Source organism: Thalassovita taeanensis, assembly GCF_900110775.1.
GTDB lineage: Bacteria > Pseudomonadota > Alphaproteobacteria > Rhodobacterales > Rhodobacteraceae > Litorimicrobium > Litorimicrobium taeanense.
The window spans coordinates 94,439-120,069 of sequence record NZ_FOEP01000007.1; the positions used below are offsets into that span (position 1 = coordinate 94,439).

The window sequence follows — 25,631 nt, forward strand, 5'->3', positions numbered from 1 at the left end:
ATCAGATCCTCTCGATGATCGTGGCAGCTCCCATGCCGGACGCGATGCACAATGTGGCAAGGCCAACACCTTTGCCGCTGCGTTCCAGCTCGTCCAGCAGCGTGCCGATAATGATCGCGCCGGTCGCGCCCAGCGGGTGGCCCATTGCGATCGAGCCGCCGTTGACGTTGACCAGCGATGGGTCGACATCAAACGCTTGCTGGAACCGCAACACGACCGAAGCGAAGGCTTCGTTGACCTCGAACAGATCAATGTCGCTGATGCTCATGCCGCTGTCGGCCAGAATTTTCTGGGTCGCGGGCACGGGGCCGGTCAGCATGATCGTCGGCTCGGTGCCGATCTTGCAGGTGGCCCGGATGCGCGCGCGGGGCTTCAGCCCGAACTTCTCACCGAACTCTTTGTTGCCGATCAGAACACCGGCCGAACCATCCACGATGCCCGAGCTGTTGCCCGCGTGGTGGATGTGGTTGATCCGCTCAAGGTGCGGGTATTTCATCAATGCGATCTTGTCGAAGCCGGGCATCACCTCGCCCATATCCTTGAAGCTGGCCTTGAGCGCGCCCAATGTCTGCATCGTGGTTTCTGGCCGCATGTATTCGTCGCGGTCGAGAATGGGCAGGCCATTCACGTCACGCACGGTGATTACCGATTTGGCAAAACGGTTGTCGGCCCATGCGGCTTCGGCACGCTTTTGCGACTCAACGGCCAGCGCATCGGCCTGATCGCGGGTAAAGCCATACTCGGTCGCGATGATGTCTGCCGAAATTCCCTGCGGAACAAAGTATTTCTCCATCGCCACAGTCGGATCCACCGCAACGGCCGCGCCGTCGCTGCCCATGGGCACGCGGCTCATCATCTCGACACCGCCAGCAATGTACGCCATGCCCGCGCCGCCCTTGATCTGGTTGGCAGCCAGGTTCACGGCCTCCATGCCAGAGGCGCAGAAGCGGTTGATCGACAGGCCGGGGATGCTTTCATCCAGGTCCGAGGCCAGAACGGCGGTCCGCGCCAGACATGCACCCTGTTCCATGACCTGCGTGGCATTGCCCCAGATCACATCCTCGACTGCGTGGCCTTCCAACCCGTTGCGGTCCTTGAGTGCATTCAGCACATTCGCAGACATGCGCGCGCTGGTCACCTCGTGCAGCGAGCCATCCTTGCGGCCCTTGCCACGCGGGGTGCGCACAGCGTCATAGATATAGGCTTCGGTCATAGTGCCTCTCCTTCTTCATCAAGTCCGGTCGGCGGGCGAGCCGGGCATAAGGTCATAGGGGTGTTTCCAACCGGGCTGCGCACTGATGTTGCTCAGCCAGCGGTCGATATTGGGCCACGCGGCCCGGTCAAACCCAAAGGGTTCGGGGTAAAACAGATAGCCACAGCAGGACATGTCTGCATTGGTGATGCTGTCGCCCACCAACCAGTCACGGCCCTCAAGGGCGGCGTTCAGCGTGATATAGGCGGCCTTCAGGCGGCCTTGCAGAAAGCCGATGACCTCTTTGGGACGCTTGTCTTCGGGCAGGAAATTCATCAGGAAACGGGCGGTGCCGGCCTGGCTGGACATTTTGTGATTGTCCCAGAACATCCAGCGCATCACTTCGCGCGCTTCCTCGGGCGTGGTGCCACCGAATTTGCCGCTTTTTTCTGCCACATACATCTGGATCACGCCGGATTGGGTCAGCGTCACGTCGCCATCCTGCAAAACCGGCACTTCGCCCATCACGTTCATCTCGCGATACTCCGGGCTGCGCGCCGCGCCGCTGAAGAAATCAACATAGGCGGGGGTCCAGTCCAGCCCCGACAATTCAAGGGCCAGAGCCGCCTTATAGGCGTTCCCGCTTTCTCCGAAACAATGCAGTGTAATTGTCATGTCTTTCCTCCCTAATGCCGTGCCCTTGGCAAGCCGCAGGCCTAAGTATTTCTGGGAAAACGAAAAAGCCGTACTTTTCCATTTCATCTTGCCAGAAATGCCGATCTTTCCAAGCTCCTCCTTTGCCCGGTGTACCTAGCGCTTTCGCGCGTCCAGTTCGGAATTGAAGATGCGCAACCGATGCGAGAACGTATCTTCGTCAATCACGCTGTCAAAGTTTTCGAACAGAAAAGACAGGGCCTCGCCTTCGTCCAATCCCGCTTGGGTGGCAAATCGTTTGAGCCGACGATAGCCGTCTTCGGTCATTGCCACCGGAAAGCGGCGGGTCAGTCTGAATCGTTTGGGCATCTTGTTCTCCTTGTTCTCGGCGTGCCGGTATCGGAACAGTCCAATACCGGCTTGCCGTGAGTGGGGCATGTCCCCCGTCAGGTTACAAGACGTAGGTTGACCCTACGCTCAGAAATTGGCCGCATCCAAGGCCATCACCGTATCGGCACCGCTGTTGATGCGGGCCAGGTGCATGCCGGTGGCGGGCAGGCGGCGGGCCATGTAATAGCGGCCCGTCGTGATTTTGGTCTGATAGAATTCAGCGTCGGATGCACCCGCAGCCAGCGCTTCGTTCGCGGCCTTGGCCATCTGCGCCCACATCAGGCCCAGGCAGACATGGCCGAAAAGGTGCATGAAATCATACGACCCGGACAGCGCGTTGTTTGGGTTCTTCATGCCGTTCTGCATGAAATACATGCCCGCAGCCTGAAGATCCTTCGATGCGGCTTTCAGCGGTGTCAGGAAGTCGTCCTTGAGCGCCTCGTTGCCGTCATTGTCCTTGATGAAGTTTTTCACCAGATCGAAGAAGGCCATGACGTGTTTGCCACCGTCCTGTGCCAGCTTGCGGCCGACCAGATCCAGCGCCTGAACGCCGTTGGCCCCTTCATAGATCATGGCGATACGTGCATCGCGGGTGAACTGCGACATGCCCGATTCTTCGATATAGCCGTGGCCGCCATAAACCTGCTGCGCCTGAACGGTCATGTCATAGCCCTGATCGGTCAGGAAGCCCTTGATCACCGGGGTCAGCAGGCTGACCAGCCCGTCGGCTGCCTTGTCCTCGCCGCGGTGGGCCTGATCAATCATCATCGAGCCCCACATGATGAAGGCGCGCGCGCCCTCGATGAAGCTTTTCTGGTCCATCAGGTTGCGGCGGATGTCGGGGTGCACGATCAGCGGATCGGCGGGACCATCCGGGTTTTTCACGCCGGTCACGTCGCGGCCCTGAAGGCGATCCTTGGCATAGATCACGGCGTTCTGATATGCGGCTTCGGCCTGTGCCAACCCCTGCATTCCGACGCCGATCCGGGCCTCGTTCATCATGGTGAACATGGCGCGCATGCCTTTATGCTCATCGCCCAGAAGATACCCGGTTGCCTCGTCATAGTTCATGACGCAGGTCGAGTTGCCGTGGATGCCCATCTTTTCTTCGATATTGCCGCAGGCCACGCCATTGCGCGCACCAAGGCTGCCGTCTTCGGCGACCATGAATTTGGGCACGATGAACAGTGACACACCCTTGATGCCATCGGGGCCACCGGGGATCTTGGCCAGAACCAGATGGACGATGTTTGATGCCATGTCATGTTCGCCGGCAGAGATGAAAATCTTCTGGCCAGAGAGCTTGAAGCTGCCATCGGCCTGCGGCACGGCTTTGGTGCGCATCAGACCCAGATCGGTGCCGCAATGCGGCTCGGTCAGGTTCATCGTGCCGGTCCATTCGCAGGATACCATCTTGGGCAGATAGGTCGCTTTCTGCTGATCGGTGCCGTGCGCCAGAATGGCCGAGGCCGCGCCATGGGTCAGGCCCTGATACATGGTGAATGCCTGATTGGCAGAACTGAACATTTCGCCCATGGCAGTGCTCATGACATAGGGCATTCCCTGGCCGCCGAACTCTTCGGGCATGTCCAGCCCGGTCCAACCACCCTCGCGGACCTGATCAAAGGCGGATTTGAAGCCGGTGGGCGTGCGAACCACGCCGTTTTCCAACACGCAGCCCTCTTTGTCGCCAACCACGTTCAGCGGGGCCACCACTTCGGAGGTGATCTTGCCAGCTTCTTCCAGCACGGCCGAGGTGAAATCGGCTTCAAGCTCGGAATATCCCGGAATATCGGCTTGGCTTACTTTCAGCAGGTCGTGCAACACGAACTGCATGTCCTTGGTGGGTGCGGTATAGCTTGGCATGTCTCTCTCCCTAAACGCCGGAGTTACTCGGCAGCTTTCTTCGGTTCATCCAACGAGGCGATCATTTTTTCGCCCCAGCTCATTTGCTCTTTCAGGTCGTCGATGGCTTTTGTCAGCTCATCGCGCTGTTGTTCCATGTCCCGCAGGCGGTCCTGCGCAATTTCATAGGTGCGCGTCAGCTGCGTTTGCTGGGCGTCTCCCATATTGTAGAGATCCAGAAGCTGGCGGATCTCTTCGAGGCTGAAGCCGAAACGCTTGCCCCGCAGGATAAGTTTCAGCCGTGCCCGGTCACGATGTGTGAACAGACGCTTTTGTCCTTCGCGGATCGGGAACAAAAGTTCCTTGGCTTCATAAAAACGCAATGTGCGCGGTGTTACCTGAAACGCATCACACATTTCGCGGATCGTCATCGTATAGTCTGTTGTCATGTTTCTATCCCTTCGGCTGGTGCCTGTCGGGATGAATTGTGGCGGATGACGAGTCGATACAACACAGATTGACGTTGACGTAACCGGGACGTCACGTCACTTCCGTCTTGACGTAAGATCAATCAACGTAACAGCGGGATGAACGCAACTTCCTTTCGTGCGAAATCCCAACGAAATAAGGGCCTGGTAAGGAAATCCTTACCCCGGTTGGTGCCGCAAACCGGCCGTATTACATCCGGGTAAGCGCGTCGGCGGTGACATCGCGCAGGCGTTTCAGCTCGTCCATCGCCTCTTCCAGCTGCTGACGTTGCTCGGCCAGTTCGCTCAACTGTTTGTCTGCCATCGTGACCCAGGTGCGCATCTGGGCTTCATTGCCTTCGTTCTCGTAAATCAAAAGCCACTGGCGGATCCCCTCCAGTGAATAGCCGAATTTGCGCCCACGCAGAATCAGCGTCATTCGGGCACATTCGCGGGCGCCGTAAAAGCGTGACCGCCCCTCGCGTTCGGGGTGAAGTAATTCGATATATTCATAATAGCGCAAAGTCCGTGGCGTTACTTCGAACTTGGTGCACATTTCTTTGAATGTCAGACGTTTTTCGGACATTGTGATCGCTCCCTTGAGGGTAGGGTAATTTCTGGCTGCGAGAAGGGCAACCTGTGGTCTTGCGGTTTCCGGCGTTTGAAGGACATAAATATGCAAACGGAAGAGGGGCAGCATGAGCGTAGACAATATTAAGATGGCCCAGCAGTTCACCGAGGCAATCCCGCATGTAAAAGCGTTGGGGATGCAACTGACAGAAATCGGACAGGGACGGGCGGAAATGCGCATGCCCTATGACCTGCGTTTCGTCGGTGATCCCGAAAGCGGCGTAATTCATGGCGGGGCGGTCTTTGCGCTGCTGGATACGACTTGCGGAGCAGCGGTCATGTGCCATCCGTCCTCGCCAGGGGAGACCGCGACCATTGACTTGCGCATCGACTATATGCGCGCTGCGACGCCGGGACAGGCAATCCGCACGCGGGCGCATTGCTATCGTCTGACCAGTTCCGTGGCGTTTGTCCGTGCCGAGGCGCTGGACGATGATGACGACCTGCCTGTCGCCACCGCCAGCGGTGCCTTTACTGTAGCGGCGAACTGATGGCGCGTTCACGCCCCGAGCCCGTTCAGGTGGTCAAGCAGCGCCGCGATGCGGCGCTGAATGCGCTGGTACAAGGTGTGCCATATATCCAATTTTTGGGCATCGAATTCGACCGCCGCGGAGACGAGTTAACTGCGGTGCTGCCGTTTTCCGACAAGTTGATCGGCAATCCGCTGTTGCCCGCCATTCACGGCGGTGTGACCGCCGCGTTTCTGGAGGTCACGGCGATCATCGTGCTGAGTTGGACCACACTGTGGGACGAGATCGAAAGCGGAAGTTTTGATGCCGAACAACTGGTGGCAGGCAAACTGCCACGCCTGCCCAAGACGATTGATTTCACCGTTGATTATCTAAGGTCCGGTCTGCCGCGCGATGCCTATGCCCGCGCGAAGGTCAATCGGTCGGGACGGCGGTATGCCTCGGTGCATGTCGAGGCGTGGCAGGACAATCGCAACCGGGCCTTTGCGCAGGCGTCCGGGCACTTTCTGATGCCGAAGCGCAATGACTGAAACGCCCGGCGCGATCAGGGGTATCACCCACGCGCGGGTTTTGAAGATTGCGCTGCCGATCGTTCTGTCCAATGCCACTGTGCCTATTCTGGGCGCGGTGGATACCGGTGTTGTCGGCCAGTTGGGGCAGGCCGCCCCGATTGGCGCGGTGGGTGTCGGTGCCATTATCTTGACGGCGATTTACTGGGTGTTTGGCTTTCTGCGCATGGGTACGACTGGGCTGACGTCGCAGGCCCTTGGTGCAGGGCAGACGGGCGAAGTGGCAGCGTTGCTGACCCGTGCCTTACTGATTGGGGTGTCAGCCGGGGTGGCTGCGATCCTGCTTCAGGTGCCACTGTTCTGGGCTGCATTTCAGCTTTCACCAGCCAGCCCAGAGGTAGAAGGCCTGACGCGCGCCTATATGGGTATTCGCGTGTACTCGGCTCCGGCGGCAATAGCGCTGTATGGAGTCACTGGTTGGCTGATCGCGCAAGAGCGGACACGGGCGGTTCTGATCATCCAGATTTGGATGAACGGGCTGAACATTCTGCTGGATCTGTGGTTCGTGCTGGGGCTTGGCTGGGGCGTCGAAGGCGTGGCGATTGCGACCTTTCTAGCGGAATGGAGCGGTTTGGCGCTTGGGCTGTGGATGTGCCGCGCGGCGTTCGGCGTGCCCGCCTGGCGCGACTGGCCGCGGGTGTTTGACCGGGAACGGTTGCGGCACATGCTGGGGGTGAACACCGATATTCTGATCCGTTCGCTGCTGCTTGAGGCAATATTCGTGTCCTTCATGTTGCTGGGCGCGGACTTTGGCGATGTCACTTTGGCAGCCAATCAGGTATTGCTGCAATTTCTGCACATCACGGCTTATGCGTTGGATGGGTTTGCATTCGGGGCAGAGGCGCTGGTCGGGCAGGCGATGGGCGCGCGGGATCGGGGGGCGCTGCGTCGCAGCGCGATCCTGTCCAGCAGCTGGGGTTTGGTGATTGTGTCAGGCATGGCGGTGGCCTTTGCTGCTGGCGGCAGCACTTTGGTTGATCTGATGACGACATCAGAACCCGTGCGCGCCGAGGCCCGCGAATATATTGGCTATATGGTTGCAGCCCCTTTGTGCGGGGTTGCGGCCTGGATGTTGGACGGGATTTTTATCGGGGCCACGCGGTCGCGTGATATGCGCAACATGATGGTGGTCAGTTTTGTCGTTTATGTAGTTACGGTCCTGGCGTTGGTGCCATGGCTGGGCAATCACGGGTTGTGGTTGGCGCTGTTGATCTCGTTCGTTGCGCGGGGCGTGACGCTGGGCCTGCGATATCCCGCACTGGAGCGATCAGTTCAGGCCCGCGTCGCCGTCAATAGATAGCTGAGCGGGAGTTGCGCAGGTTGGCCTTGATAGAGGGCATATTCCACCTCCCGGATCGAATGCGGAAATTCCTCCAGCCGGTCTAGGCGTAGCCCCGCTCCGATGCAGGCGGTCACGATGGCGCCCACAGTGTGGATGAACCAATGGCTTTCCGCCCCTTCGGCCTGCAGGCCATCATAGGTGAGGGCCGCGGTTTCAGTGAAAGGATCACGGCGAAAATAGGAAAAATCCGGGGTCAGGGGCGTTTCGCTGTCCGGGTTGAACATCTCTAGAAACGGGTGGGTTTCATAGATCACCAGCCGCCCGCCGGGGCGCAGCAGCCCGGCGACTGAGGCAAAGAAGCCCGGCAGGTCTGGCATCCAGTTCAGCACGCCGATTGTGATCAGCGCCACGTCAAAATCGCTGGGGGCATTCTGCGGCAAATCATAGATATCCGCGCGCAGGAAATTGCAATCCGCCCCGGCAATATCGCGCAGGGTTTCGGCTTGCGCCAGGAATGCGCCCGACTGGTCAATGCCCAACCCCTGCCGCGCGCCCAAGGCAAAGCACGATAACAGTTCGCGCCCGTTATTGCATCCGACCTGCACCACGCGCGATCCTGCGATCCCCGCGTCGGTCAGCGCGGCGGACAAGAGTGTATCCAGACGGGAATAGCCGGGGGTCGCAAAACCCGCCGTGAGCCCGTCCCAATAGGCCCCCTGTCCGTGATGCGGCGCCGAGGTGTCCCAAGCAGTGCGATTGGCGGCGGTGATCCTGACCGTGTCTGTCATCTGAGCCTCGCGTATATCAATCCGATGTTAACTCTCAGATGCCAGACTGCCCAGATATTTGCGTACTGAGGGAGGATATTTTGCTGAATTTAACGCTATGAACGCAGGCGCAGGGCGATGCTGCCGCGCGCTCTGGTCGGGTTGACGGCAGGCTTGGCCTGGATCTTGGTGTTTCCTGTCTGAGCGATGTCAAAGCAGGGCGAGAACAGCCTCAGGCGGGCGACCGACGGCGGCGCGTGAATCGCTAAAAACGATAGGGCGCTCGATCAGGATCGGATGGGCAGCCATGGCGGCAATCAGGGTGACATCCGGGTCGGCTTTTGACAGGTTCAGCTCTTTGAACACGGCCTCGCCGGTGCGCATCATGGCAATAGGCGACAGGCCAAGCGCGGTGCTTGCGGCATACAGCTCGTCAATGCTGGGGGCGTCTTGCAGGTAAAGGCGAATGGTGACCGGACCGCGCTCTTGCAGCAGCGCCAGTGCCTGGCGCGACTTGGAACAGCGCGGATTGTGCCAGATGGTGATCATAGCCAATCCTCGCGTTTGCTGCCGACGGCATCTGCGACATTGGAAAATCCGTCGCGTTCCAGCAGGCGATCCAGCCCTCGGGCGATTTCGGCGCCAAGAGACAGGCCGCCAAAGACCAGCGCCGTATACAGTTGCACCGCCGAGGCGCCCGCGCAGATTTTGGCATAGGCTTGCTCTGCAGAGGATACTCCACCAACTCCGATCAGCGGCAGTTGCCCATCGGTCAGTTGCGACAGATGGGCCAACACGCGCGTGGATTTTTCAAACAGGGGCGCGCCAGACAGCCCCCCGGTTTCCGTTGCGTGGCAGCTGTGCAGCCCCTCTCGGGACAAGGTGGTGTTGGTGGCAATGACCGCATCCACGCCCGAGGACAACGCCACGCCAGCGACCTCTTCCAGCTCGATTTCAGTCAGATCCGGCGCGATCTTGAGAAAGACCGGAATCCGCCGCTCCAGCCCATCACGAGCGTGCATCACCCCAGTCAGCAGTGCCGACAGCGCTGCCTTGCCTTGCAGATCGCGCAGCTTTTCAGTGTTGGGCGACGAGACATTGACCGTCGCAAAATCCAGATGCGGGCCGCAATGGGTCAGAACGCGGGCGAAATCGTCAGCGCGATCCGCACTGTCCTTGTTTGCCCCAAGGTTCAGCCCCAGCACCATGTCACGGGGCCGCTTGGCTAGCCGGGTTCTGATCGCCTCCATCCCGTCATTGTTGAACCCGAAGCGGTTGATCGCAGCACGGTCTTCGGTCAGGCGAAACAGGCGCGGGCGCGGGTTTCCGGGTTGCGGGCGCGGTGTGGCTGCTCCCACTTCAATAAACCCAAATCCCGCACGGCTGAGCGGCAACAGCGCGGTGGCGTTCTTGTCAAACCCGGCCGCCAAGCCCACGGGGTTGGGCAGGTTCAGCCCGGCCACCGTCGTGCGCAGCCTGTCGGATGTCACCAGCCCGCTTAGCGGCACCGCGCCCAATTGCAGTGCCCTGAGCGCCAACCCATGCGCCGTTTCGGGGGCGAATTTTCGCAGGCAGGTCAGCCCCAGACGTTCCAGCAGGCTCATTCCACACCCTCCGGAAAAACATGCTTGTTGTCTGTCAGCGGCAGCGCTTTGGACCACAGCACGTCCGCGGTTCGCAAAGCGCGATAGAGGTGCGGGAATAAGGCCCCGCCGCGTGAGGGTTCCCATCTCAGCGCATCGCCCAGGGTGTCGGCCTCCAACGCCAGAAGCATCAGGTTGTCCTCATCGGCGAAATGTTTGGTGACGGTTTCGGCCACCTGCTTTGCGGTTGAGAAATGAACATAGCCGTCGGCCACATCCACCGGCGCACCGGGGGTTTCGCCCATTTTGACAAGCTCTGCCCATTCGGGCGCGCGGAAGATTTTGTATATCAGCATAGGCGATCACATGCCTCGCTCCTGACTTGTGGTCAAGATGCTAGGCCGCTGATCATCTTTGACAGAATGCCGCGAAGGGGGCACGATCATATTTGAAGAGCAACCAATTGGGGATTCTGCCATGTTTTTGCGTTTTCTGGGCGGCGCTGCCGCCATCGCGTTCAGCGCCGGGGCCGCTGCGGCGGACTATTCGCTGACAATCTTGCACACCAACGATTTCCACGCCCGGTTCGAACCGATCAGCAAGTATGATTCGGGATGTTCCGAGGCTGACAATACCGAGGGGAAATGCTTCGGCGGGACCGCCCGTTTGGTGGCGGCGGTGGAAGAGGCACGCAAGCGGTCGAACAACGCGATTCTGGTGGATGGCGGGGATCAGTTTCAGGGCACGTTGTTTTATAGCTATTATAAGGGCAAAATGGCGGCCGAGTTCATGAACAAGCTGGGCTATGACGCGATGACCGTGGGCAACCACGAATTCGACGACGGCCCCGAGGTTCTGAGTGGGTTTATGGATGCGGTCGATTTCCCGGTGCTGATGTCAAACGCCGATGTTTCGGGCGAGGCGATGCTGGCGGGGAAGCTGGCGAAATCCACGGTGATTGAGCGCGGTGGCGAAAAGCTGGGCCTGATTGGCCTGACCCCGCAGGATACCGACGAACTGGCCAGCCCCGGCCCGAATGTGATTTTCACCGATCCGGTGCATGCGGTGCAGGGCGAAGTGGACAAGCTGACGGCCGAGGGCGTGAACAAGATTATCGTGCTCAGCCATTCGGGGTATAGGGTCGATCAGCGCGTGGCGGCCGAAACGACCGGTGTTGATGTGATCGTCGGCGGGCACACAAATACCTATCTGTCGAATACCTCTGATCGCGCTGAAGGACCGTATCCGACCATGGTGGGCGACACGGCGATCGTGTCGGCCTATGCCTATGGCAAGTTTCTGGGCGAGTTGAACGTTACCTTTAGCGACGCGGGCGCGTTGATCGAGGCGAAAGGTGAGGCGCTGATCATGGATGCCGCCGTGACGGAGGATGCACCGACGAAAGAGCGGATTGCCGTTCTGGCGCAACCGCTGGACGAAATCCGCAGTAAGGTTGTGGCGGAAACCGCTGAGGCGATTGATGGCGATAAAGGCTCTTGCCGCGCGGGTGAATGCACCATGGGCAATCTGGTGGCCGATGCGATGCTGGCCCGCGTCAAGGCGCAGGGCGTACAGATCGCCATTCAGAACGGCGGCGGTTTGCGCGCCAGCATTGATGGGGGTCCCGTGACCATGGGCGAGGTTCTGACGGTGCTGCCGTTCCAGAACACGTTGTCGACCTTTCAGGCCAAAGGCTCCACCCTCATCGCAGCGCTGGAAAACGGTCTTAGCCAGATCGAAGACGGTGCAGGTCGCTTTCCGCAGGTCGCAGGCATGAAGCTGGTCTATGATCCCGCTGCAGCGCCCGGTTCGCGTGTGGTTTCGGTCGTGGTGGCCGAAGGCGATACCTTCGTGCCGCTCGACCCTGAAAAGGTCTATGGCGTGGTGACCAATAACTATGTCCGCAATGGCGGTGACGGGTATAAGGTGCTTGGGGTCGAGGGGATGAATGCCTATGACTTCGGTCCCGATCTGGCAGATGTTACCGCCGAATATTTGGCGCAGCACACTCCCTATAGCCCATATCTGGATGGGCGTATCACCGCCAAATAAGCCGGTTTGAAATGCTTGAGACGGCGCGCCACCCCGGCGCGCCGTTTTGCGTTCAGGTGGTTAGATAGGTATCGGTGGTGATGACCTTGGCATAGCTCATTGCCAGCGGGGCCATGAACGCGGCATGGACCATCGCGGCGGGTACATCCTGGCCATTGAATGTCGCTTCCTTTGCTGCGCAAGCGTCGTCAATGACCGTAACGCGAAAGCCATAATCGGCTGCAGCGCGGGTGGTCGCGTCTATGCACATCTGACTTTGCGCGCCGCAGATTGTGATCTGCTTGATGTTTCGGTTTTGCAAAAGCGCCAGCAATCCGGTGCCTTGAAAGCTGTTGGGGCGATGCTTGACGATCACCGCCTCGTCCGGGGTTGGTTGCACCGTGGTGCGAAGTTCGGCGCCCGGGGTGCCGGGGCGAAAGAACGGAGCCTGCGCACTGGCCTCATGTCGGACATGCACCACAAGATCGCCATGCGAACGAGCGGCGGTCAACAGGCGGGCTGCATTGGCTGCTGCCTCCTCCATCTGCGCCACGGGCCAGGCCCCGCTGGGGAAATAGTCGTTTTGAATGTCCACAAGGATCAGGGCGGTGTCGGTCATCGGAGTTCCTTTCTGTTGGGTTGCTATGGTTCTTGCAGGGATTGACGGGCGGTGAAATTGGCGGATATGACCAATACTATGCGGAATACGACAATTCAGGATTTTAAGGTCGCGTTAGTCAACTATCCCGGCGCGCAGTTGGCCGCGATTGAGGGGCTGGCCGATCTGTTTCTTGTTGCGTCGCGCAAGAGCATGTCAGAGGGCGGTGGGCAGGTGATCATCCAGCGGATAAGCGCGCCGCTTGAGGCTGCGTTTGATGCGGTGATCTTTCCGCCCAGTCTGGATGGTGCGCGTGGCACAGGCGAGGATAAGTTGATCGCTTGGGCCGTGGGGCAGCACCAACGCGGTGCACGTCTGTGCTCGGTCTGCGCGGGGGCATTTTGGCTGGGGCATGCGGGGCTTCTGACGGGACGGCCCGTGACCACACATTGGGCATTGGAGGATGAATTTCGCGCAGCTTTCCCCGCCGCACGGCTGTGCCCCGAACATATCCTAATTGACGATAATGACATCGTTACGGCGGGCGGGCTGATGGCCTGGGTGGATCTGGGGCTGTTTCTGGTCGGGCTTTGGGGCGGTCAGGCGCTGGTATCGGCCACGGCACGGCACCTTCTTGTTGACCCATCGGGGCGTGAACAGCGCAATTATCGCAGCTTCCGCCCCAACCGTGCCCACGGCGACGCCGCCATTCTGAATGTGCAGCATTGGCTTGAGGCGCATCCCGATGGCGCAGCTTCGGTGGAGCAACTGGCAGCGGTTGCGGGGCTGAGCGGTCGAACATTTCTGCGCCGGTTTCAGGCAGCAACTGGGCTGCCCCCTTCGACCTATGCGCAGCAGCTTCGGGTGGAAAAGGCGCGCGGGTTGTTGGAGCGCACACGCAATCCGGTGGCGCAGATCGCCTGGGCTGTGGGATATGCTGATCCATCGGCTTTCGCGCGGGTGTTCAAAGGGGTGACAGGCTTGTCGGCGGGTGAATACCGTCGGCGTTTCGGCACCGTCCGGATGGGGCGCGGTCTGCACTCGACCTGACGCAGGGAGGTCGCTAGGTTGGTCGAAACTCTTGGGACTGATGAGACAGATGGACCACCCGCTGATTGATCTCATCAACGCCAGAGTTGAACAAGCTGAGGCTGATGGCGCGTTTGACGATCTGCCGGGCGTTGGCAAGCCCTTGGCAAAATGCGATGACCCCGAAAACGCGTTGCTGAACCGGATTTTTCGCGAAAATGGGGCGGTGCCGGAATTTGTCAGCCTCTCGCGCGAGTTGGTCAAGCTGCGCGGGGTGATGCGAGAGACCGGCGATCAGACCGAGAGGCGCCGGATTATGCAGGACATGTCGATGATGGAGGCCCGGATCGGTATTGTCCGCAAGAATGACAGCCGTTGAGAGGGGCAGGGCATATGGTCCGAAGTTGGTATTTGATCCCACGCATCACAAGAAAACCCGGCCTCTTGAAAACCCGCTGGGGCGTTCATTTTGGTGCACAACAGGGTGTCCGCTTCCACCCAACGGCGAATACCGTATAAATACCGTAAGAATTGGGCGGATAGAGATGCTCTGGCTTGTATTGAGATGGGGTTTGACTGTAAGGACCTCCCCCAATGGAGGGGCATGATGCAGTCGCCGCGTGAATTCAGCATTCAAGAGTACGGGCCGACAGCGTGTTCGGTGGTGCTCAACGATGTGGCCTATGCCCGCGACGGCAGGGCAGTCTTTTCCGGGCTGTCGCTAGAGTTGACGCAGTCACGAGTGGGTATCGTCGGGCGCAACGGATCCGGAAAATCCCAATTGGCGCGGTTGATAGCGGGACTCGCGGCGCCTGATGCCGGAGTGTTGAGGGTCGGCGGCGCGGATGTCGCGCGCGACAGAAAGGCGGCGTTGGGCCTTGTCGGGATCCTGTTTCAGAATCCCGATCATCAGATCATTTTCCCGACTGTCGGCGAAGAGTTGTGTTTCGGCTTGACCGCTCAGGGCGCGAACCGGCCACACGCCCGCCAGCGGGCTCAGGCGATGCTGGACCAGTTCGAGCGCAGTGATTGGTTCGACCGGTCCGTGCATGGCTTGTCACAGGGGCAGCGGCATCTGGTCTGTCTGATGTCGGTCTTGGTGATGGCCCCAAAAGTGATTGTTTTGGATGAACCATTCGCCGGTCTCGATCTGGCGACTACTGTGCGGCTTGGGCGATATCTGGACGGGCTGGAGCAGCGACTGATTCATATCAGCCACGATTTGCCTGCCTTGACCGAGTATGACCGGGTTATCTGGCTGGAGCGCGGTACGGTGCAGATGGATGGACCGCCACAACAGGTGCTTCCTGCCTATGAAGCTGAAATGCGGGAACAGGGGGGACGCAATGATTTCACTGACCTCTGAGATCCGCACGCCTTATCATGGCTGGCCCACCGTGGCCAAGCTGGTGGGGCTGTGCCTGTTTACACTGGCAGTGTTTTATCTGGACAGCGTCACAGTTGGCGCAGGGGTCATGGGCATCGTCATGCTGGCTTATCTGGTGGGCGGAGGGCTGTTTGCCATGCAAGGGCTGCGCATGATGCGACCGGTGCTGTGGTTTGTGGCCATCATCATGCTTTGGCATCTGGCCGTGGGGCGGACAGCCGAGGGGGCGGTGGTGATCCTGCGGTTGCTTGCTGCAGTGGCCCTGGCCAATCTGGTGACAATGACGACGCGGCTTGAGGATATTCTGGCCGTGGTCGAGCGGGCGCTGGCGCGCCTAGGGGTTTCGCCCCGGTTGCGGCGCAGACTGGCGTTGTCGGTTGCGCTAGTGGTGCGGTTCACGCCGCTTCTGGTGCAAAAGGGCGGCGCGCTGAGCGAGGCGTGGCGCGCCCGCACGCACAGGCGGCCGGGCTGGCGTTTGGTGCTGCCATTCGCGCTATTGGCGGTTGATGATGCCGAACAAGTGGCCGAGGCGCTGAAGGCGCGCGGCGGTGCCTTGTGATGAAAAATTTTGACAGGACGCAAGAAAAGGATCCAAAATGGAACGCAACCTGACACTGATCGCCCTTTTTGCAGCACTAATTGCTGCGCTGGGGCTTGTCCCGAAACTGACGCTTATATCGGGTGTGCCGATTTCCGCGCAAAGTCTTGGTATCATGCTGTGCGGCACAGTTCTGGGTGCCAAGCGCGGTGCGCTGGCTGTGCTGTTGTTTCTGGCCCTTGTAGCGCTTGGTCTGCCGCTGTTGGCCGGCGGTCGCGGCGGCTTGGGTGTCTTTTCAGGCGTAACCATGGGCTATCTGATCGGCTTCCCTGTCGCGGCTTTCGTAACCGGCCTCCTGGCCGAGATGTGGCGCAGTCGCGGTGGGTTCATCTTTCCTGCTGTTGCCGCGTTGATCGGTGGCGTTGTGGTGTTGAACGTGCTGGGTATCATCGGCATGTCGATCAAACTGGACAAGACATTGGCCGACGCCGCGCTGCTGGCAACGCCGTTCATTCCGGGTGACGTGCTTAAATGCGTGCTGGCCGGTCTGATCACTCAGGGGCTGCTCAAGGCGCGCCCCGGTCTGGTTCGCGCCTGATTCGATGCCGGGCGGGGCCAGACTGGCCCCGCCTTATTCCAGTGACAAGGCCGCTCGATCTTGTGCAATATGTGACTTTCTGAAAGCGCGCACATGCAGGCGTTGCGAAATGGTAAGATCTTCGCCTTCCAAGACAGCGACGTGGCTGTCATCAAGTTGCTTTGATATTCTAATAGCCCGATTTTTTAGTAGTGGCTCAACTCTTTCAGGCATCGCGCTATCCGTCACTCTGCGCCGGGCGCATTAGAGTGCCGCCGAAAGCACTGGTTCGAGACTTCGTGAAGTCTTGCAGCACTTGGGCGATCTGGCCGAATTTGTCGGCAAGCGGGCTCGATTGCCGCCATACCATACCGATCCGTCGTCTCGGGCGGGGCTTCGGTAGCCTGGCAATGGATACTGGCGCGGATCTGGATTCGATTGGTACGGCCATCTCGGGAATCAGGGTCACGCCAATGCCAGCCCCCACCATCTGCACCAGGGTCGAAAGCGAGCTGCCTTCCATCAGGTCACGCGGGGGGCTCGACTGTAAATTACAGAACGAGATCGCCTGATCGCGAAAGCAGTGCCCCTCCTCCAGCAAGAGAAGCCGCATTTCACGCAGGGTTTCGGGCCTGGGCACCGGTTTGCCCGCGTCTTCCAATGGTCTGACCAGCACAAACTCTTCATCCAGAAGAGGGGCTTCGAACAAGGCAGGCTCTGACATCGGCAAGGCGACCACAGCGACGTCGAGCCGACCGTCGACAAGATCTCGGATCAGAGTCTGCGTCACCGTTTCTCGTGGCCTGACGTCGAGATCCGGATAGTGCGCTGCCAGATGTTTGATCAGATCCGGCAGCAGGTAGGGCGCCACGGTCGGTATGATCCCGAGCCGAAGAGGACCGGCCAGAGGCCCCTGAGATTTGCGGGCGAGGTCCTCCAGCTCATCAACTGCGCGAAGGATGCTGTGCGCGCGAATTATCAGCTCTTCGCCAAGGCCGCTCAAACGGATTTCTCTGGCGCTTCGATCGATCAGCGGCGCGCCGAACAGCGCCTCCAGTTCCTTCATCTGAATTGAAAGCGCGGGCTGCGAGATCCCACATGCCTCGGCGGCCCGTCCAAAGTGCCGGTGCCTAGCGAGGGCATCAAAGTAGCGCAACTGTTTCATTGTTACATTGATCATAATTAATTCTTATCATATCGATTAATAAATACAAATTAAAATAATTATAAATCGGTGCTAGAGAAGGTCCATATTTGTTGTGGAGATTCGGAATCGCGGCGGAGGAGGGGCCTAGGTCGGCTGCTCGCGTTTCTTGGGTTTTTGAATCCCCGCGTTGCCAATCAAAAGCCAAGGAGAAGAACCATGGACGGAAACGATACTCGCACTGGAAAATGTCCTGTCATGCACGGTGGGATCACCGAGACGGGAACGTCCGTGATGGACTGGTGGCCCAACGCGCTCAACCTCGACATTCTGCATCAGCACGACTCCAAGCCGAACCCGATGGGCAAGGATTTCAACTATCGGGAAGAGGTGAAGAAACTGGATGTGCCTGCGCTCAAGGCCGATCTGAACGCGCTGATGACCGACAGCCAGGAGTGGTGGCCCGCCGACTGGGGGCACTATGGTGGCCTGATGATCCGCATGGCTTGGCACGCGGCTGGCTCTTACCGTCTGGCTGACGGCCGTGGCGGCGGCGGCACCGGCAACCAGCGCTTTGCGCCCCTGAACTCATGGCCCGACAACGTCAGCCTCGACAAGGCGCGGCGTCTGCTGTGGCCTCTCAAGAAGAAGTACGGGAACAAGGTCAGCTGGGCCGACCTGATCATTCTCGCAGGCAACGTTGCGTATGAATCGATGGGGCTGAAAACCTTCGGCTTCGGTTTCGGTCGCGAAGACATCTGGCATCCTGAGATCGACACCTATTGGGGCGCCGAAAAGGAATGGCTCGCGCCGAGCGATAGCCGCTACGGTAGCGTTGACGATCCCTCGACCATGGAGAACCCGCTGGCTGCCGTGCAGATGGGCCTGATCTACGTCAATCCCGAAGGCGTGAATGGCAAGCCGGACCCGATCATGACCGCAGGTCAGGTGCGAGAGACCTTTGCGCGCATGGCGATGAATGACGAGGAAACCGCTGCGCTGACTGCGGGCGGCCACACCGTTGGAAAGTGCCACGGCAATGGCGACGCCGACGCGCTCGGCCCGGACCCGGAGTCTGCAGCGATCGAAATGCAAGGCTTTGGCTGGGAAAACCCCAACATGCAGGGCAAGGCCGCAAATGCGGTCACCTCGGGCATCGAAGGAGCATGGACCGCCGAGCCGACCAAGTTCGACATGGGCTATTTCAAGCTGCTCTTCGGCTACGAATGGGAGCTGAAAAAGAGCCCGGCCGGCGCGCAGCAGTGGGAGCCGATCAACATCAAGGAAGAGGACAAGCCGGTCGACGCTACCGATCCTTCGATTCGCCACAACCCGATCATGACCGACGCGGACATGGCGATGAAAGTGGATCCCATATACAACGCGATCTGCCAGAAGTTCATGGCCGATCCCGAGTATTTTAACGACACCTTCGCGCGTGCCTGGTTCAAGCTGACCCACCGCGACCTGGGCCCCAAGGACCGTTACATCGGCCCCGAGGTTCCGCAAGAAGATCTGATCTGGATGGATCCGGTTCCCGCCGGTTCCACTGGCTATGATGTCGCTGCGGTCAAGGCGAAGATTGCCGCAAGTGGCCTGAGCACCGCTGACATAGTCAGCACCGCATGGGACAGCGCTCGGACCTATCGCGGCTCCGACATGCGTGGCGGGGCCAACGGCGCGCGTATCCGTCTGGCGCCGCAAAAGGACTGGGAAGGCAATGAGCCAGAGCGTCTGGGCAAGGTGCTGTCGGTTCTCGAACCGATTGCCGCCCAAAGTGGGGCCAGCCTTGCGGATGTGATCGTGATCGCAGGCAATCTCGGGGTGGAACGGGCGGCCAAGGCCGCGGGTTTCGACATCGAGGTGCCCTTCGCGCCGGGCCGCGGCGATGCGACCGACGAGATGACAGATGCCGATTCGTTCGACGTGCTTGAACCTGTCGCCGACGGCTTCCGCAACTGGCTTAAGAAGGACTATGCCGTCAGCCCCGAAGAGTTGATGCTGGACCGCACCCAGCTCATGGGCCTGACCGCCCCCGAGATGGTGGTCCTGGTTGGTGGGATGCGGGCGATGGGCACCAACCATGGCGGCACCAAGCATGGCGTCTTCACCGACCGCGAAGGCGCGCTGACGAATGACTTCTTCGTCAACCTGACCGACATGGCCAACACTTGGAAACCTGTGAGCGAAGGCACTTACGAGATCCGCGACCGCAAGACCGGCGCGGTAAAGTGGACGGCCACGCGCACAGACTTGGTCTTTGGCTCGAACTCGATCTTGCGGGCCTATTCCGAAGTCTACGCGCAAGACGACAGCGCCGAGAAATTCGTGAAGGATTTCGTCGCTGCCTGGACCAAGATGATGAACGCTGACCGGTTCGATTTGGCTGCGTGATCTGCACTAGATCTCTCCGCGCGACGCTTCGCGCGGAGAGATGCCGACGCTATAGTACTGGGCGCAGCCTTGTTTGAGCTGTGCGGTGCGGTCTTCGAAATGGGCATAGGTGCATGGCGACGCGGAAACCGACTTCCCGTCTTTGATGCGTTTCATTTTCTGGAGAGGAGGTCGCAAAATTGCACACAATCGGGTCGAACCTCGTACTTGAACGATATCCTAGGCGGTGAGAGAGTGAAAAGTTAACGAGCTAGGGGAAAGCGATGATCGGTTATTTCACACTCATATTGGTTTGCCAACTCATGGGAGAACTTGTCGTTGGCACGCTTTCTATCTCGATACCCGGCCCTGTTCTTGGAATGTTGTTTCTCTTCATTCTGCTTTTGATGATGGGGGAGTTGCCCAAGAGTTTGGGACAAACGGCAGATGGGCTTTTGCGCGCGATGTCGCTGCTTTTCGTGCCCGCCGGGACCGGCGTCATGATGCATTTCAAGCTGCTGGGCGAGGCGTTGGTGCCTCTTAGTGCTGCGCTTGTCGTCAGTACGGTTTTGACCATCATTGTCACCGCACTTATGATGCGCTGGCTGAACCGGGCTGGCTCGGATGCATAGCCTTCAGGAAACCTGGGTCTATCTGAATTCTTCGCCACTTTTTCACCTGACGCTGACGATGGTCGCGTTTCAGGTAGCAAGCTGGGTATTCGAAAAGGGCGGCCGCAATCCACTGCTTAACCCTGTATTGGGCGCTGTTATTCTGGTCGTTTCGGTGCTGCTTTTAAGTGGCACTGACTACGGCACCTATTTTGAGGGTGCGCAATTCGTCCACTTTTTGCTGGGCCCGGCGACTGTCTCTCTGGCAGTACCGCTATACCGACAATGGCATAAGGTGCGCGGCTCGGCATTAGCAATTGGGGCAAGCCTTTTGACTGGCTCTCTGGTCGCGATCCTCTCTGCGGTCGGAACGGCATGGCTTGCGGGTGGGTCGGAAACATTGATTGCCTCGATCGCCCCGAAATCTGCAACGGCCCCGGTTGCAATGGCCATTTCAGAGGATTTGGGAGGCCTGCCTTCGCTCACCGCTGTGCTGGTGATCGTCTCTGGAATTTTAGGTGCGATGTTTGGTCCGATGCTTTTGAACCTGATAGGCGTAAAGGACTGGAGCGCACGTGGGCTTGCCATCGGCACAGCGAGCCACGGTATCGGTACGGCTCGGGCCTTGCAGGTCAACGAAACGGCGGGGGCATTCTCGGGACTTGCGATGGGGCTAAATGCTATAGCCACGGCTGTGCTTGTGCCAATCCTTTGGCGGCTCCTGTTTTGAGCATATCAAGAAGTGCAGCATTCAGCAGAATGCCCGCTTGGTCCGGTCGCCGAGCTCGAGCGGCAGCGGGGGGCAATAGCGGCCGAGGACGCGTTCAGTCGGATACCGGACGGTTCTGCACCACCACCGGGGTCTCAAAGTACTGAAAGCGCGGCGTGCTGCCAAAGGTCTCGGCGACGCGGACCAAAAACGCCTCTCCGTGCGCCTCTTGCGCGTCGGCGACACTGTCCCAAGTATACACGCCGCCCGCGATGCCAGCCTTCGGGTCGTAGAGGTAGTTCTTGCGGTGCAGCTTTGGGTGCGCTCGCCAGATCTCGGCGCTCTGCTCAAAGAGTGCGACGACGCGCTCCCGCCCCATGTCCTTGTTAATCTCGAACGTTACGATCTCAGTGATCATCGTTGGTCCTCCTTGTCACGGAAGATGATGGCACGCGCCTTGGCGCATTGCCAGCCGCGAGGCAGGGTGCGCAGACCTTGGCATGCCTATCAGATCGTGCATTCGCGGCGAATGCTCGGCCTCATGGTCGGCAACGCGGCATTAACGCGAGCCAATGAATATTGACACCGGGCCAGTACCCTCATTTCTACTCGGTTCAACTGATAGATCATTGTTCATATCTTGACGCCCAAAAAACAATGAAATAGTACCGGTGATTGATGAGCGGGCGTTGTGTAATGGTAAGACCTTAGCCTTCCAAGCTAATGACGCGGGTTCGATTCCCGCCGCCCGCTCCAAAGCTTTCCAACTGACGTATCTGATAGGCTTGCCTCGGGCTCAAACCCCGACTGAGAGCGCGATTTTTGCCCCCCACACGATCAGCACGCCGCCTGCCAGAAGATCAAGCCAGCGCAACGCCGCAGGCGTAATCCTCGTGCGGGCAAAAAGTGCGGCATGGACCAGAAACAACCACCACAGGGCTGAGCCCAAGAAGACCCCCGCCACCAGAACATAGGCCGCATTTGCGCTGCCACTGGCGGCGCTGCCCAGACCAGCAACCAACCCGGCAAAGGCCAGTATCGTCATCGGGTTCGACAACGTCAGCACGTAGGTCGAGGCGAACGCGCCCAGCACCGAGCGGGCGGGCACATCGGCGGGTTTTGGCGCCGTCTTGGCGAAAAAACCACGCAGGGTCATCACGCCCAGAATGCAGATCAGAAGACCGCCAACAAGCTGCATTTCGCTTGCGTGGCGCATCAGCAGGCCAGTGGCGGAAAATCCGGCGGCGACTAGCAAGCCATATGTGGCGTCCGCTGTCGCGGCCCCCATGCCGGTGGCCATTCCTGCCGCGCGGCCCTGTGCCACGCTGCGGCGAATGCACAGCAGCCCGATCGGCCCGACCGGGGCTGCCACGGCAAGCCCCACGCCCACGCCTTTGAGGAAGACCTCGATCATTCGGACCTCCCCGCCAAGGGAAGCGCGGCGGTTTCCTTGGCTGTATCGAGTGTTATGATGGATTCGGTGCGCAGTACGGCGGGCAGGGGTTTGACAACCTGCGTCAGGAATGTCTGCAAGGCCGCGGTGTCCCGCACCCGCAACTTCATCAGATAGGAGTGTGGCCCGCTGATGTGGTGTAGTTCCTGCACCTCGGGTTGCGCGCTCAAGGCGGCGACGGCTTCGGCTTCGCCCTCGAACCGCATGTCGATCAGCACAAAGCCGCACAGCCCGATGCCGAACGTCGCAGGGTTCAGCGTAGCGCGCCAGCCGGTGATCACGCCTGTGCTTGCCAGCCGCCGGACACGTTCATTTGCGGCCGAGACTGACAGACCCACCGCCAGCGCGATTTCAGTACTTGAAGCGCGACCGTCTTCTTGAAGGAGGTCGCAAATTTTGCGGTCTGTTTCGTCCATTGCCGTAACCTATACTGAAGCATTTCGAATCCTCAGGAATATTGCCTGTTGCATCCGAACTTTCAATAGCATTCCGGTTTGTGCGGCGTCAGGTCATATGCGCCATGCGAGCATGCGTTTTTCCACCCAACCGATGACGGCGGATGTCAAAACCCCCAGCGCAGACAGGATGACCACCCCGGCAAACAGCCTCTCAAGATCGTAGAGCGATCCGGCTTCGAGGATATAGGCGCCGATGCCATATTGCGCGCCCAGCATCTCGGCGGCAACAAGCAGGATGATCCCGATGGCAAGGCTGATGCGCAGCCCCGACAGGATGCCGGGCAGTGCGCCGGGCAGCACGATTTTGCGCACGATTGACCACCACGACAGACCAAAGCTTTGTCCCATTCGGATCAGCGTGCGATCTACATTATCAACAGCGCCATAGGTGGCGACCACGGTGGGGGTGAACGTCCCAAGTGCGATCAGCGCGTATTTTGATCCCTCATCAATGCCAAACCAGATCACGAACAGCGGCAATAGCGCGATTTTCGGGATCGGAAACAGCGCAGCAACCAACGGGACCAACCCGGCACGTACCATGCTGAACAGGCCGATGATCACGCCAACGCCAATCCCGATTGTCACCCCCAGAACCGAGCCGACGGCCAGCCGCGTCAGCGACGGGATCAGGTGCTTCCACAGTAGGCCGGTGTCATACAGGTCGCGGAACGTCGACAGCACATCCGAGGGGCGTGGCAGCGTCAGGTTGGAAATCCAGCCCGCCCGCGTGCCCCATTCGGCAATGGCCACCAGCGCCAGAAATACCGCCAGTCCGACAAAGCGGATACGCTCGGGTTTGAACCCTCCGCCGCGAAAGGGAACCGGGGTTGTTGCAGCATTTGGGTCAGACATTTGACAGTTCCTTATCGGCGGCCTCTGCCTCTTCGCGCATCAGTTGCCACAGTCGGGCCTGATGTGCCTCCAGCGTTGGGTTGCCGGCGCGGCGCTGATCCAGCGGCATGTCGATCTCGACCACATCGCGGATGGTGCCGGGGCGGCGCGACAGAACCACGATCCGGTGACCCAGCCGCACGGCCTCGGCCAGATTGTGGGTGACATAGACCGCAGTGAACGGTGTGCGGGTCCAGAGCGAAACAAGGTCGTCCATCAGCAATTCGCGGGTCTGCGCATCCAGCGCCGACAACGGTTCATCCATCAGCATCACCGCCGGGCTGACGGCCAGAGCACGGGCGATGGCCACGCGCTGTTTCATTCCGCCAGACAGCTGCTTGGGCAGGGCGTTTCGGAAGTCAGACAGCTTGGTGCGGATCAGAACATCGTCGATGATCCGGGCCGCTTTGGCGCCTTTGATCCCATGATCTTCTAACACCAGGCTGATATTTCCAGTCACGTCGCGCCATGGCAGAAGGGCGAAATCCTGAAATACATAGGTCAGTGGGTTCAGGCAGCCGTCGGGCAGGGGGCCTGATTGCAGCACTTTCCCCGCGCCTGGGCGCTCGAGCCCGCCAAGAAACCGCAACAGGGTGGATTTGCCACAGCCCGACGGTCCGACGATGCAGACGATCTGCCCTTCTGGGATGGTCAGGGACACGTCTGAAAGCACACGCACATCGCCATAGCGGTGCGAGACGGAATCGAGGATCAGCTGCATGAAAGTCTTTCGGTTGGGTGGTCAGGGCGGGGATGCGCCCTGACCGCAGGGTTTACATCGTTTCAACATAGGATGGGTCGACGAGCGTCTCCATCGTGATGTGGCCTTTGATCAGCCCTTCGGCGATAAACCAATCCAGTTGATCCTTGACCGAGGTGGTGTTCAGCGCAGCACCTGCATTGATCCGCATTGCGCCGTTAACGATACCCGGCTTGGCCTTGTCATAGGGGCGGTCGGCATAGACGTATTTATGCACGAGTTTGACCATCTCTTCGGCGGCGTCATCGCCTGCGGTTTTGTCGACCAGAGCGGCGTTGAAATCGGCGGCGCCTTTGGCAAAGGCGGCAAGGAACGCGGCGGATTTCGCACGCTCGTTGGCGGCATTGTTGGCCGAGGTGAAGACGCTGGTGACCTGATAGTCGGGAATGTAATCCGCGACATCGCCGATGATATGCACCGCGCCCGAACCGGCAAGCGGCTTGGCGATGTGGGGCACGATCGCCCAGGCATCGATCTGACCGGATTTCAGCGCGCCGATGACAGCGGGCACTTTTTGCAGCGGGATATAGTTCAGATCGATCCCTTCAGCGGCGGCCATCTTGGCCCCCATGTAGTGGAACGAACTGCCGGATTGGGTAATGCCGAATTTCTTGCCATCCAGCAGCTTTGGTGTGGTGATGCCCGCCTGATAGGCCGCATCGGACACCAGAATTTTCTGCCCGTCGATGCCTTTTTCTTCGCTCAGTGCGCCGCCGATGACTTTGGTCGCACCTTTTTCGGCCAGCGAGATCAGCCCACCCGAAATCGCAGTAACGCCGAAATCTGCGTCGCCGCTGGCAATGGCCACGGCCATCGGCTGTGCGGCCTGAAAGAACTTGAAATCAACTTCCAGCCCAGCTTCGGCGAAATATCCGCGCTCATAGGCGACAAAGCTTGCCGCATGGCTGGTGAAGGCCAGCGCACCAACGGTGACTTTGGTGTTGGCCAGTGCGGGCGTGCCCAGAACCGGCAGGGCCGCAGCCCCGCCCAGAAGCGCCATCGCGCCCCGGCGTGTCAAATGTGTCATCAGGTAATCCTCCCATAGAAATGAAAACGTCTTGGCGCGGCAGAGCCTGCCGGTTCGCCGGGCGTTTCCCTTGCCGCGCGATTGTGTCTTTTTGGCGGGGGAAATCAACCCTTCGCAAGCGGAGCGTTCATTGGGGGCGCGACACCCGCGCCGCTTGCCCATAGGGCTCATGTCGCATAAACCCGCGGTCGCA

Annotated in this window: 31 protein-coding genes and 1 tRNA gene; 13 read left to right on the forward strand and 19 right to left on the reverse strand. The window is 59.6% G+C overall.

Annotated features, from left to right (window positions below; genetic code table 11):
• Position 1: 1 nt before the first annotated feature.
• The 6 genes from BSF79_RS11330 to BSF79_RS11355 form a co-directional block, all read right to left on the reverse strand.
• Complete coding sequence (locus tag BSF79_RS11330) at positions 2–1,213, reverse strand: acetyl-CoA C-acetyltransferase (protein ID WP_090270006.1); 1,212 nt, start codon at positions 1,211–1,213, stop codon at positions 2–4.
• Positions 1,214–1,231: 18 nt separating this feature from the next.
• A complete protein-coding gene (locus BSF79_RS11335; protein WP_090270007.1) occupies positions 1,232–1,867 on the reverse strand; it encodes a glutathione S-transferase family protein in 636 nt (211 codons plus the stop codon).
• Positions 1,868–2,002: 135 nt separating this feature from the next.
• Positions 2,003–2,215, reverse strand: coding sequence for a hypothetical protein (locus BSF79_RS11340; RefSeq protein ID WP_090270098.1), 213 nt, complete (start codon positions 2,213–2,215; stop codon positions 2,003–2,005).
• Positions 2,216–2,323: 108 nt separating this feature from the next.
• Entirely contained in the window at positions 2,324–4,102 is a 1,779-nt protein-coding gene (locus BSF79_RS11345) for an acyl-CoA dehydrogenase C-terminal domain-containing protein (protein ID WP_090270008.1), read from the reverse strand.
• 23 nt (positions 4,103–4,125) lie between these two features.
• The gene (locus BSF79_RS11350; RefSeq protein WP_090270009.1) at positions 4,126–4,530 is read right to left on the reverse strand and encodes a MerR family transcriptional regulator; all 405 of its coding nucleotides are present in this window, start codon (positions 4,528–4,530) and stop codon (positions 4,126–4,128) included.
• Positions 4,531–4,759: 229 nt separating this feature from the next.
• Positions 4,760–5,134: a MerR family transcriptional regulator gene (locus tag BSF79_RS11355; RefSeq protein WP_090270010.1), complete on the reverse strand. Its 375-nt coding sequence runs from the start codon at positions 5,132–5,134 to the stop codon at positions 4,760–4,762.
• 112 nt (positions 5,135–5,246) lie between these two features.
• Here BSF79_RS11355 and BSF79_RS11360 point away from each other — a divergent pair, with 112 nt between their 5' ends.
• From BSF79_RS11360 to BSF79_RS11370, 3 genes are read left to right on the forward strand one after another with little or no spacing between them, the layout of a single operon-like run.
• Entirely contained in the window at positions 5,247–5,669 is a 423-nt protein-coding gene (locus tag BSF79_RS11360; protein ID WP_090270011.1) for a PaaI family thioesterase, read from the forward strand.
• Entirely contained in the window at positions 5,669–6,178 is a 510-nt protein-coding gene (locus BSF79_RS11365) for a PaaI family thioesterase (protein WP_090270012.1), read from the forward strand. Before BSF79_RS11360 ends, BSF79_RS11365 begins: the two co-directional genes overlap by 1 nt.
• Complete coding sequence (locus BSF79_RS11370; RefSeq protein ID WP_090270013.1) at positions 6,171–7,517, forward strand: MATE family efflux transporter; 1,347 nt, start codon at positions 6,171–6,173, stop codon at positions 7,515–7,517. The genes BSF79_RS11365 and BSF79_RS11370 overlap by 8 nt, the downstream gene beginning before the upstream one ends.
• Here the strand turns inward: BSF79_RS11370 and BSF79_RS11375 are convergent.
• The 4 genes from BSF79_RS11375 to BSF79_RS11390 form a co-directional block, all read right to left on the reverse strand.
• The gene (locus BSF79_RS11375; RefSeq protein ID WP_090270014.1) at positions 7,490–8,287 is read right to left on the reverse strand and encodes a class I SAM-dependent methyltransferase; all 798 of its coding nucleotides are present in this window, start codon (positions 8,285–8,287) and stop codon (positions 7,490–7,492) included. The genes BSF79_RS11370 and BSF79_RS11375 overlap by 28 nt on opposite strands.
• A gap of 189 nt (positions 8,288–8,476) precedes the next feature.
• Positions 8,477–8,815: an arsenate reductase (glutaredoxin) gene (gene arsC / locus BSF79_RS11380; RefSeq protein WP_090270015.1), complete on the reverse strand. Its 339-nt coding sequence runs from the start codon at positions 8,813–8,815 to the stop codon at positions 8,477–8,479.
• On the reverse strand, positions 8,812–9,870 hold the full coding sequence (locus BSF79_RS11385) for a quinone-dependent dihydroorotate dehydrogenase (RefSeq protein ID WP_090270016.1): 1,059 nt from the start codon (positions 9,868–9,870) through the stop codon (positions 8,812–8,814). Before BSF79_RS11385 ends, arsC begins: the two co-directional genes overlap by 4 nt.
• Positions 9,867–10,205 (reverse strand): DUF952 domain-containing protein, encoded by a 339-nt coding sequence (locus BSF79_RS11390; RefSeq protein ID WP_090270017.1) that lies wholly within the window; start codon positions 10,203–10,205, stop codon positions 9,867–9,869. Before BSF79_RS11390 ends, BSF79_RS11385 begins: the two co-directional genes overlap by 4 nt.
• Before the next feature lie 121 nt (positions 10,206–10,326).
• On the opposite strand from BSF79_RS11390, the gene BSF79_RS11395 reads away from it, so the two are divergent.
• Positions 10,327–11,901: a bifunctional metallophosphatase/5'-nucleotidase gene (locus BSF79_RS11395; RefSeq protein WP_090270018.1), complete on the forward strand. Its 1,575-nt coding sequence runs from the start codon at positions 10,327–10,329 to the stop codon at positions 11,899–11,901.
• A gap of 52 nt (positions 11,902–11,953) precedes the next feature.
• Here BSF79_RS11395 and BSF79_RS11400 read toward each other — a convergent pair whose 3' ends face one another.
• Positions 11,954–12,499 (reverse strand): cysteine hydrolase family protein, encoded by a 546-nt coding sequence (locus BSF79_RS11400; RefSeq protein ID WP_090270019.1) that lies wholly within the window; start codon positions 12,497–12,499, stop codon positions 11,954–11,956.
• Positions 12,500–12,577: 78 nt separating this feature from the next.
• On the opposite strand from BSF79_RS11400, the gene BSF79_RS11405 reads away from it, so the two are divergent.
• The 5 genes from BSF79_RS11405 (at position 12,578) to BSF79_RS11425 (ending at position 16,030) form a co-directional block, all read left to right on the forward strand.
• Positions 12,578–13,528, forward strand: a complete 951-nt coding sequence (locus BSF79_RS11405) for a GlxA family transcriptional regulator (RefSeq protein ID WP_245776384.1) — start codon at positions 12,578–12,580, stop codon at positions 13,526–13,528.
• A gap of 49 nt (positions 13,529–13,577) precedes the next feature.
• Complete coding sequence (locus BSF79_RS11410; RefSeq protein WP_090270021.1) at positions 13,578–13,886, forward strand: DnaJ family domain-containing protein; 309 nt, start codon at positions 13,578–13,580, stop codon at positions 13,884–13,886.
• A gap of 228 nt (positions 13,887–14,114) precedes the next feature.
• The gene (locus tag BSF79_RS11415; protein ID WP_090270099.1) at positions 14,115–14,873 is read left to right on the forward strand and encodes an energy-coupling factor ABC transporter ATP-binding protein; all 759 of its coding nucleotides are present in this window, start codon (positions 14,115–14,117) and stop codon (positions 14,871–14,873) included.
• Positions 14,854–15,453, forward strand: a complete 600-nt coding sequence (locus tag BSF79_RS11420) for a CbiQ family ECF transporter T component (protein WP_090270022.1) — start codon at positions 14,854–14,856, stop codon at positions 15,451–15,453. Before BSF79_RS11415 ends, BSF79_RS11420 begins: the two co-directional genes overlap by 20 nt.
• A 37-nt stretch (positions 15,454–15,490) precedes the next feature.
• Positions 15,491–16,030 carry a biotin transporter BioY gene (locus tag BSF79_RS11425; RefSeq protein ID WP_090270023.1) on the forward strand — a complete coding sequence of 180 codons (540 nt, stop codon included), beginning with the start codon at positions 15,491–15,493 and terminating at the stop codon, positions 16,028–16,030.
• A gap of 217 nt (positions 16,031–16,247) precedes the next feature.
• Here the strand turns inward: BSF79_RS11425 and BSF79_RS11430 are convergent, their stop codons facing one another.
• A complete protein-coding gene (locus tag BSF79_RS11430) occupies positions 16,248–17,189 on the reverse strand; it encodes a hydrogen peroxide-inducible genes activator (RefSeq protein WP_090270024.1) in 942 nt (313 codons plus the stop codon).
• A gap of 183 nt (positions 17,190–17,372) precedes the next feature.
• Between BSF79_RS11430 and katG the strand changes: the two genes are divergently transcribed.
• A complete protein-coding gene (katG, locus tag BSF79_RS11435; RefSeq protein WP_090270025.1) occupies positions 17,373–19,547 on the forward strand; it encodes a catalase/peroxidase HPI in 2,175 nt (724 codons plus the stop codon).
• 6 nt (positions 19,548–19,553) lie between these two features.
• Here katG and BSF79_RS19770 read toward each other — a convergent pair whose 3' ends face one another.
• The gene (locus tag BSF79_RS19770) at positions 19,554–19,703 is read right to left on the reverse strand and encodes a hypothetical protein (protein ID WP_175545315.1); all 150 of its coding nucleotides are present in this window, start codon (positions 19,701–19,703) and stop codon (positions 19,554–19,556) included.
• A gap of 107 nt (positions 19,704–19,810) precedes the next feature.
• Here BSF79_RS19770 and BSF79_RS11440 point away from each other — a divergent pair, with 107 nt between their 5' ends.
• On the forward strand, positions 19,811–20,158 hold the full coding sequence (locus BSF79_RS11440) for a CidA/LrgA family protein (RefSeq protein WP_090270026.1): 348 nt from the start codon (positions 19,811–19,813) through the stop codon (positions 20,156–20,158).
• Positions 20,151–20,867, forward strand: a complete 717-nt coding sequence (locus tag BSF79_RS11445) for an LrgB family protein (RefSeq protein ID WP_090270027.1) — start codon at positions 20,151–20,153, stop codon at positions 20,865–20,867. The genes BSF79_RS11440 and BSF79_RS11445 overlap by 8 nt, the downstream gene beginning before the upstream one ends.
• Before the next feature lie 94 nt (positions 20,868–20,961).
• Here BSF79_RS11445 and BSF79_RS11450 read toward each other — a convergent pair whose 3' ends face one another.
• Positions 20,962–21,264, reverse strand: coding sequence for a hypothetical protein (locus BSF79_RS11450; protein WP_090270028.1), 303 nt, complete (start codon positions 21,262–21,264; stop codon positions 20,962–20,964).
• A 264-nt stretch (positions 21,265–21,528) separates the two neighbouring features.
• On the opposite strand from BSF79_RS11450, the gene BSF79_RS11455 reads away from it, so the two are divergent.
• Positions 21,529–21,602: transfer RNA gene (locus BSF79_RS11455), tRNA-Gly, on the forward strand.
• A gap of 40 nt (positions 21,603–21,642) precedes the next feature.
• Here BSF79_RS11455 and BSF79_RS11460 read toward each other — a convergent pair.
• From BSF79_RS11460 to BSF79_RS11480, 5 genes are all read right to left on the reverse strand, one after another.
• Complete coding sequence (locus BSF79_RS11460) at positions 21,643–22,260, reverse strand: LysE family translocator (RefSeq protein WP_090270029.1); 618 nt, start codon at positions 22,258–22,260, stop codon at positions 21,643–21,645.
• Positions 22,257–22,715, reverse strand: coding sequence for an Lrp/AsnC family transcriptional regulator (locus BSF79_RS11465; RefSeq protein ID WP_090270030.1), 459 nt, complete (start codon positions 22,713–22,715; stop codon positions 22,257–22,259). Before BSF79_RS11465 ends, BSF79_RS11460 begins: the two co-directional genes overlap by 4 nt.
• A gap of 93 nt (positions 22,716–22,808) precedes the next feature.
• On the reverse strand, positions 22,809–23,612 hold the full coding sequence (locus BSF79_RS11470; RefSeq protein ID WP_090270031.1) for an ABC transporter permease: 804 nt from the start codon (positions 23,610–23,612) through the stop codon (positions 22,809–22,811).
• Positions 23,605–24,372, reverse strand: a complete 768-nt coding sequence (locus BSF79_RS11475) for an ABC transporter ATP-binding protein (protein ID WP_090270032.1) — start codon at positions 24,370–24,372, stop codon at positions 23,605–23,607. Before BSF79_RS11475 ends, BSF79_RS11470 begins: the two co-directional genes overlap by 8 nt.
• 52 nt (positions 24,373–24,424) lie before the next feature.
• Positions 24,425–25,438, reverse strand: a complete 1,014-nt coding sequence (locus BSF79_RS11480) for an ABC transporter substrate-binding protein (protein ID WP_090270100.1) — start codon at positions 25,436–25,438, stop codon at positions 24,425–24,427.
• Between the last annotated feature and the right edge of the window lie 193 nt (positions 25,439–25,631).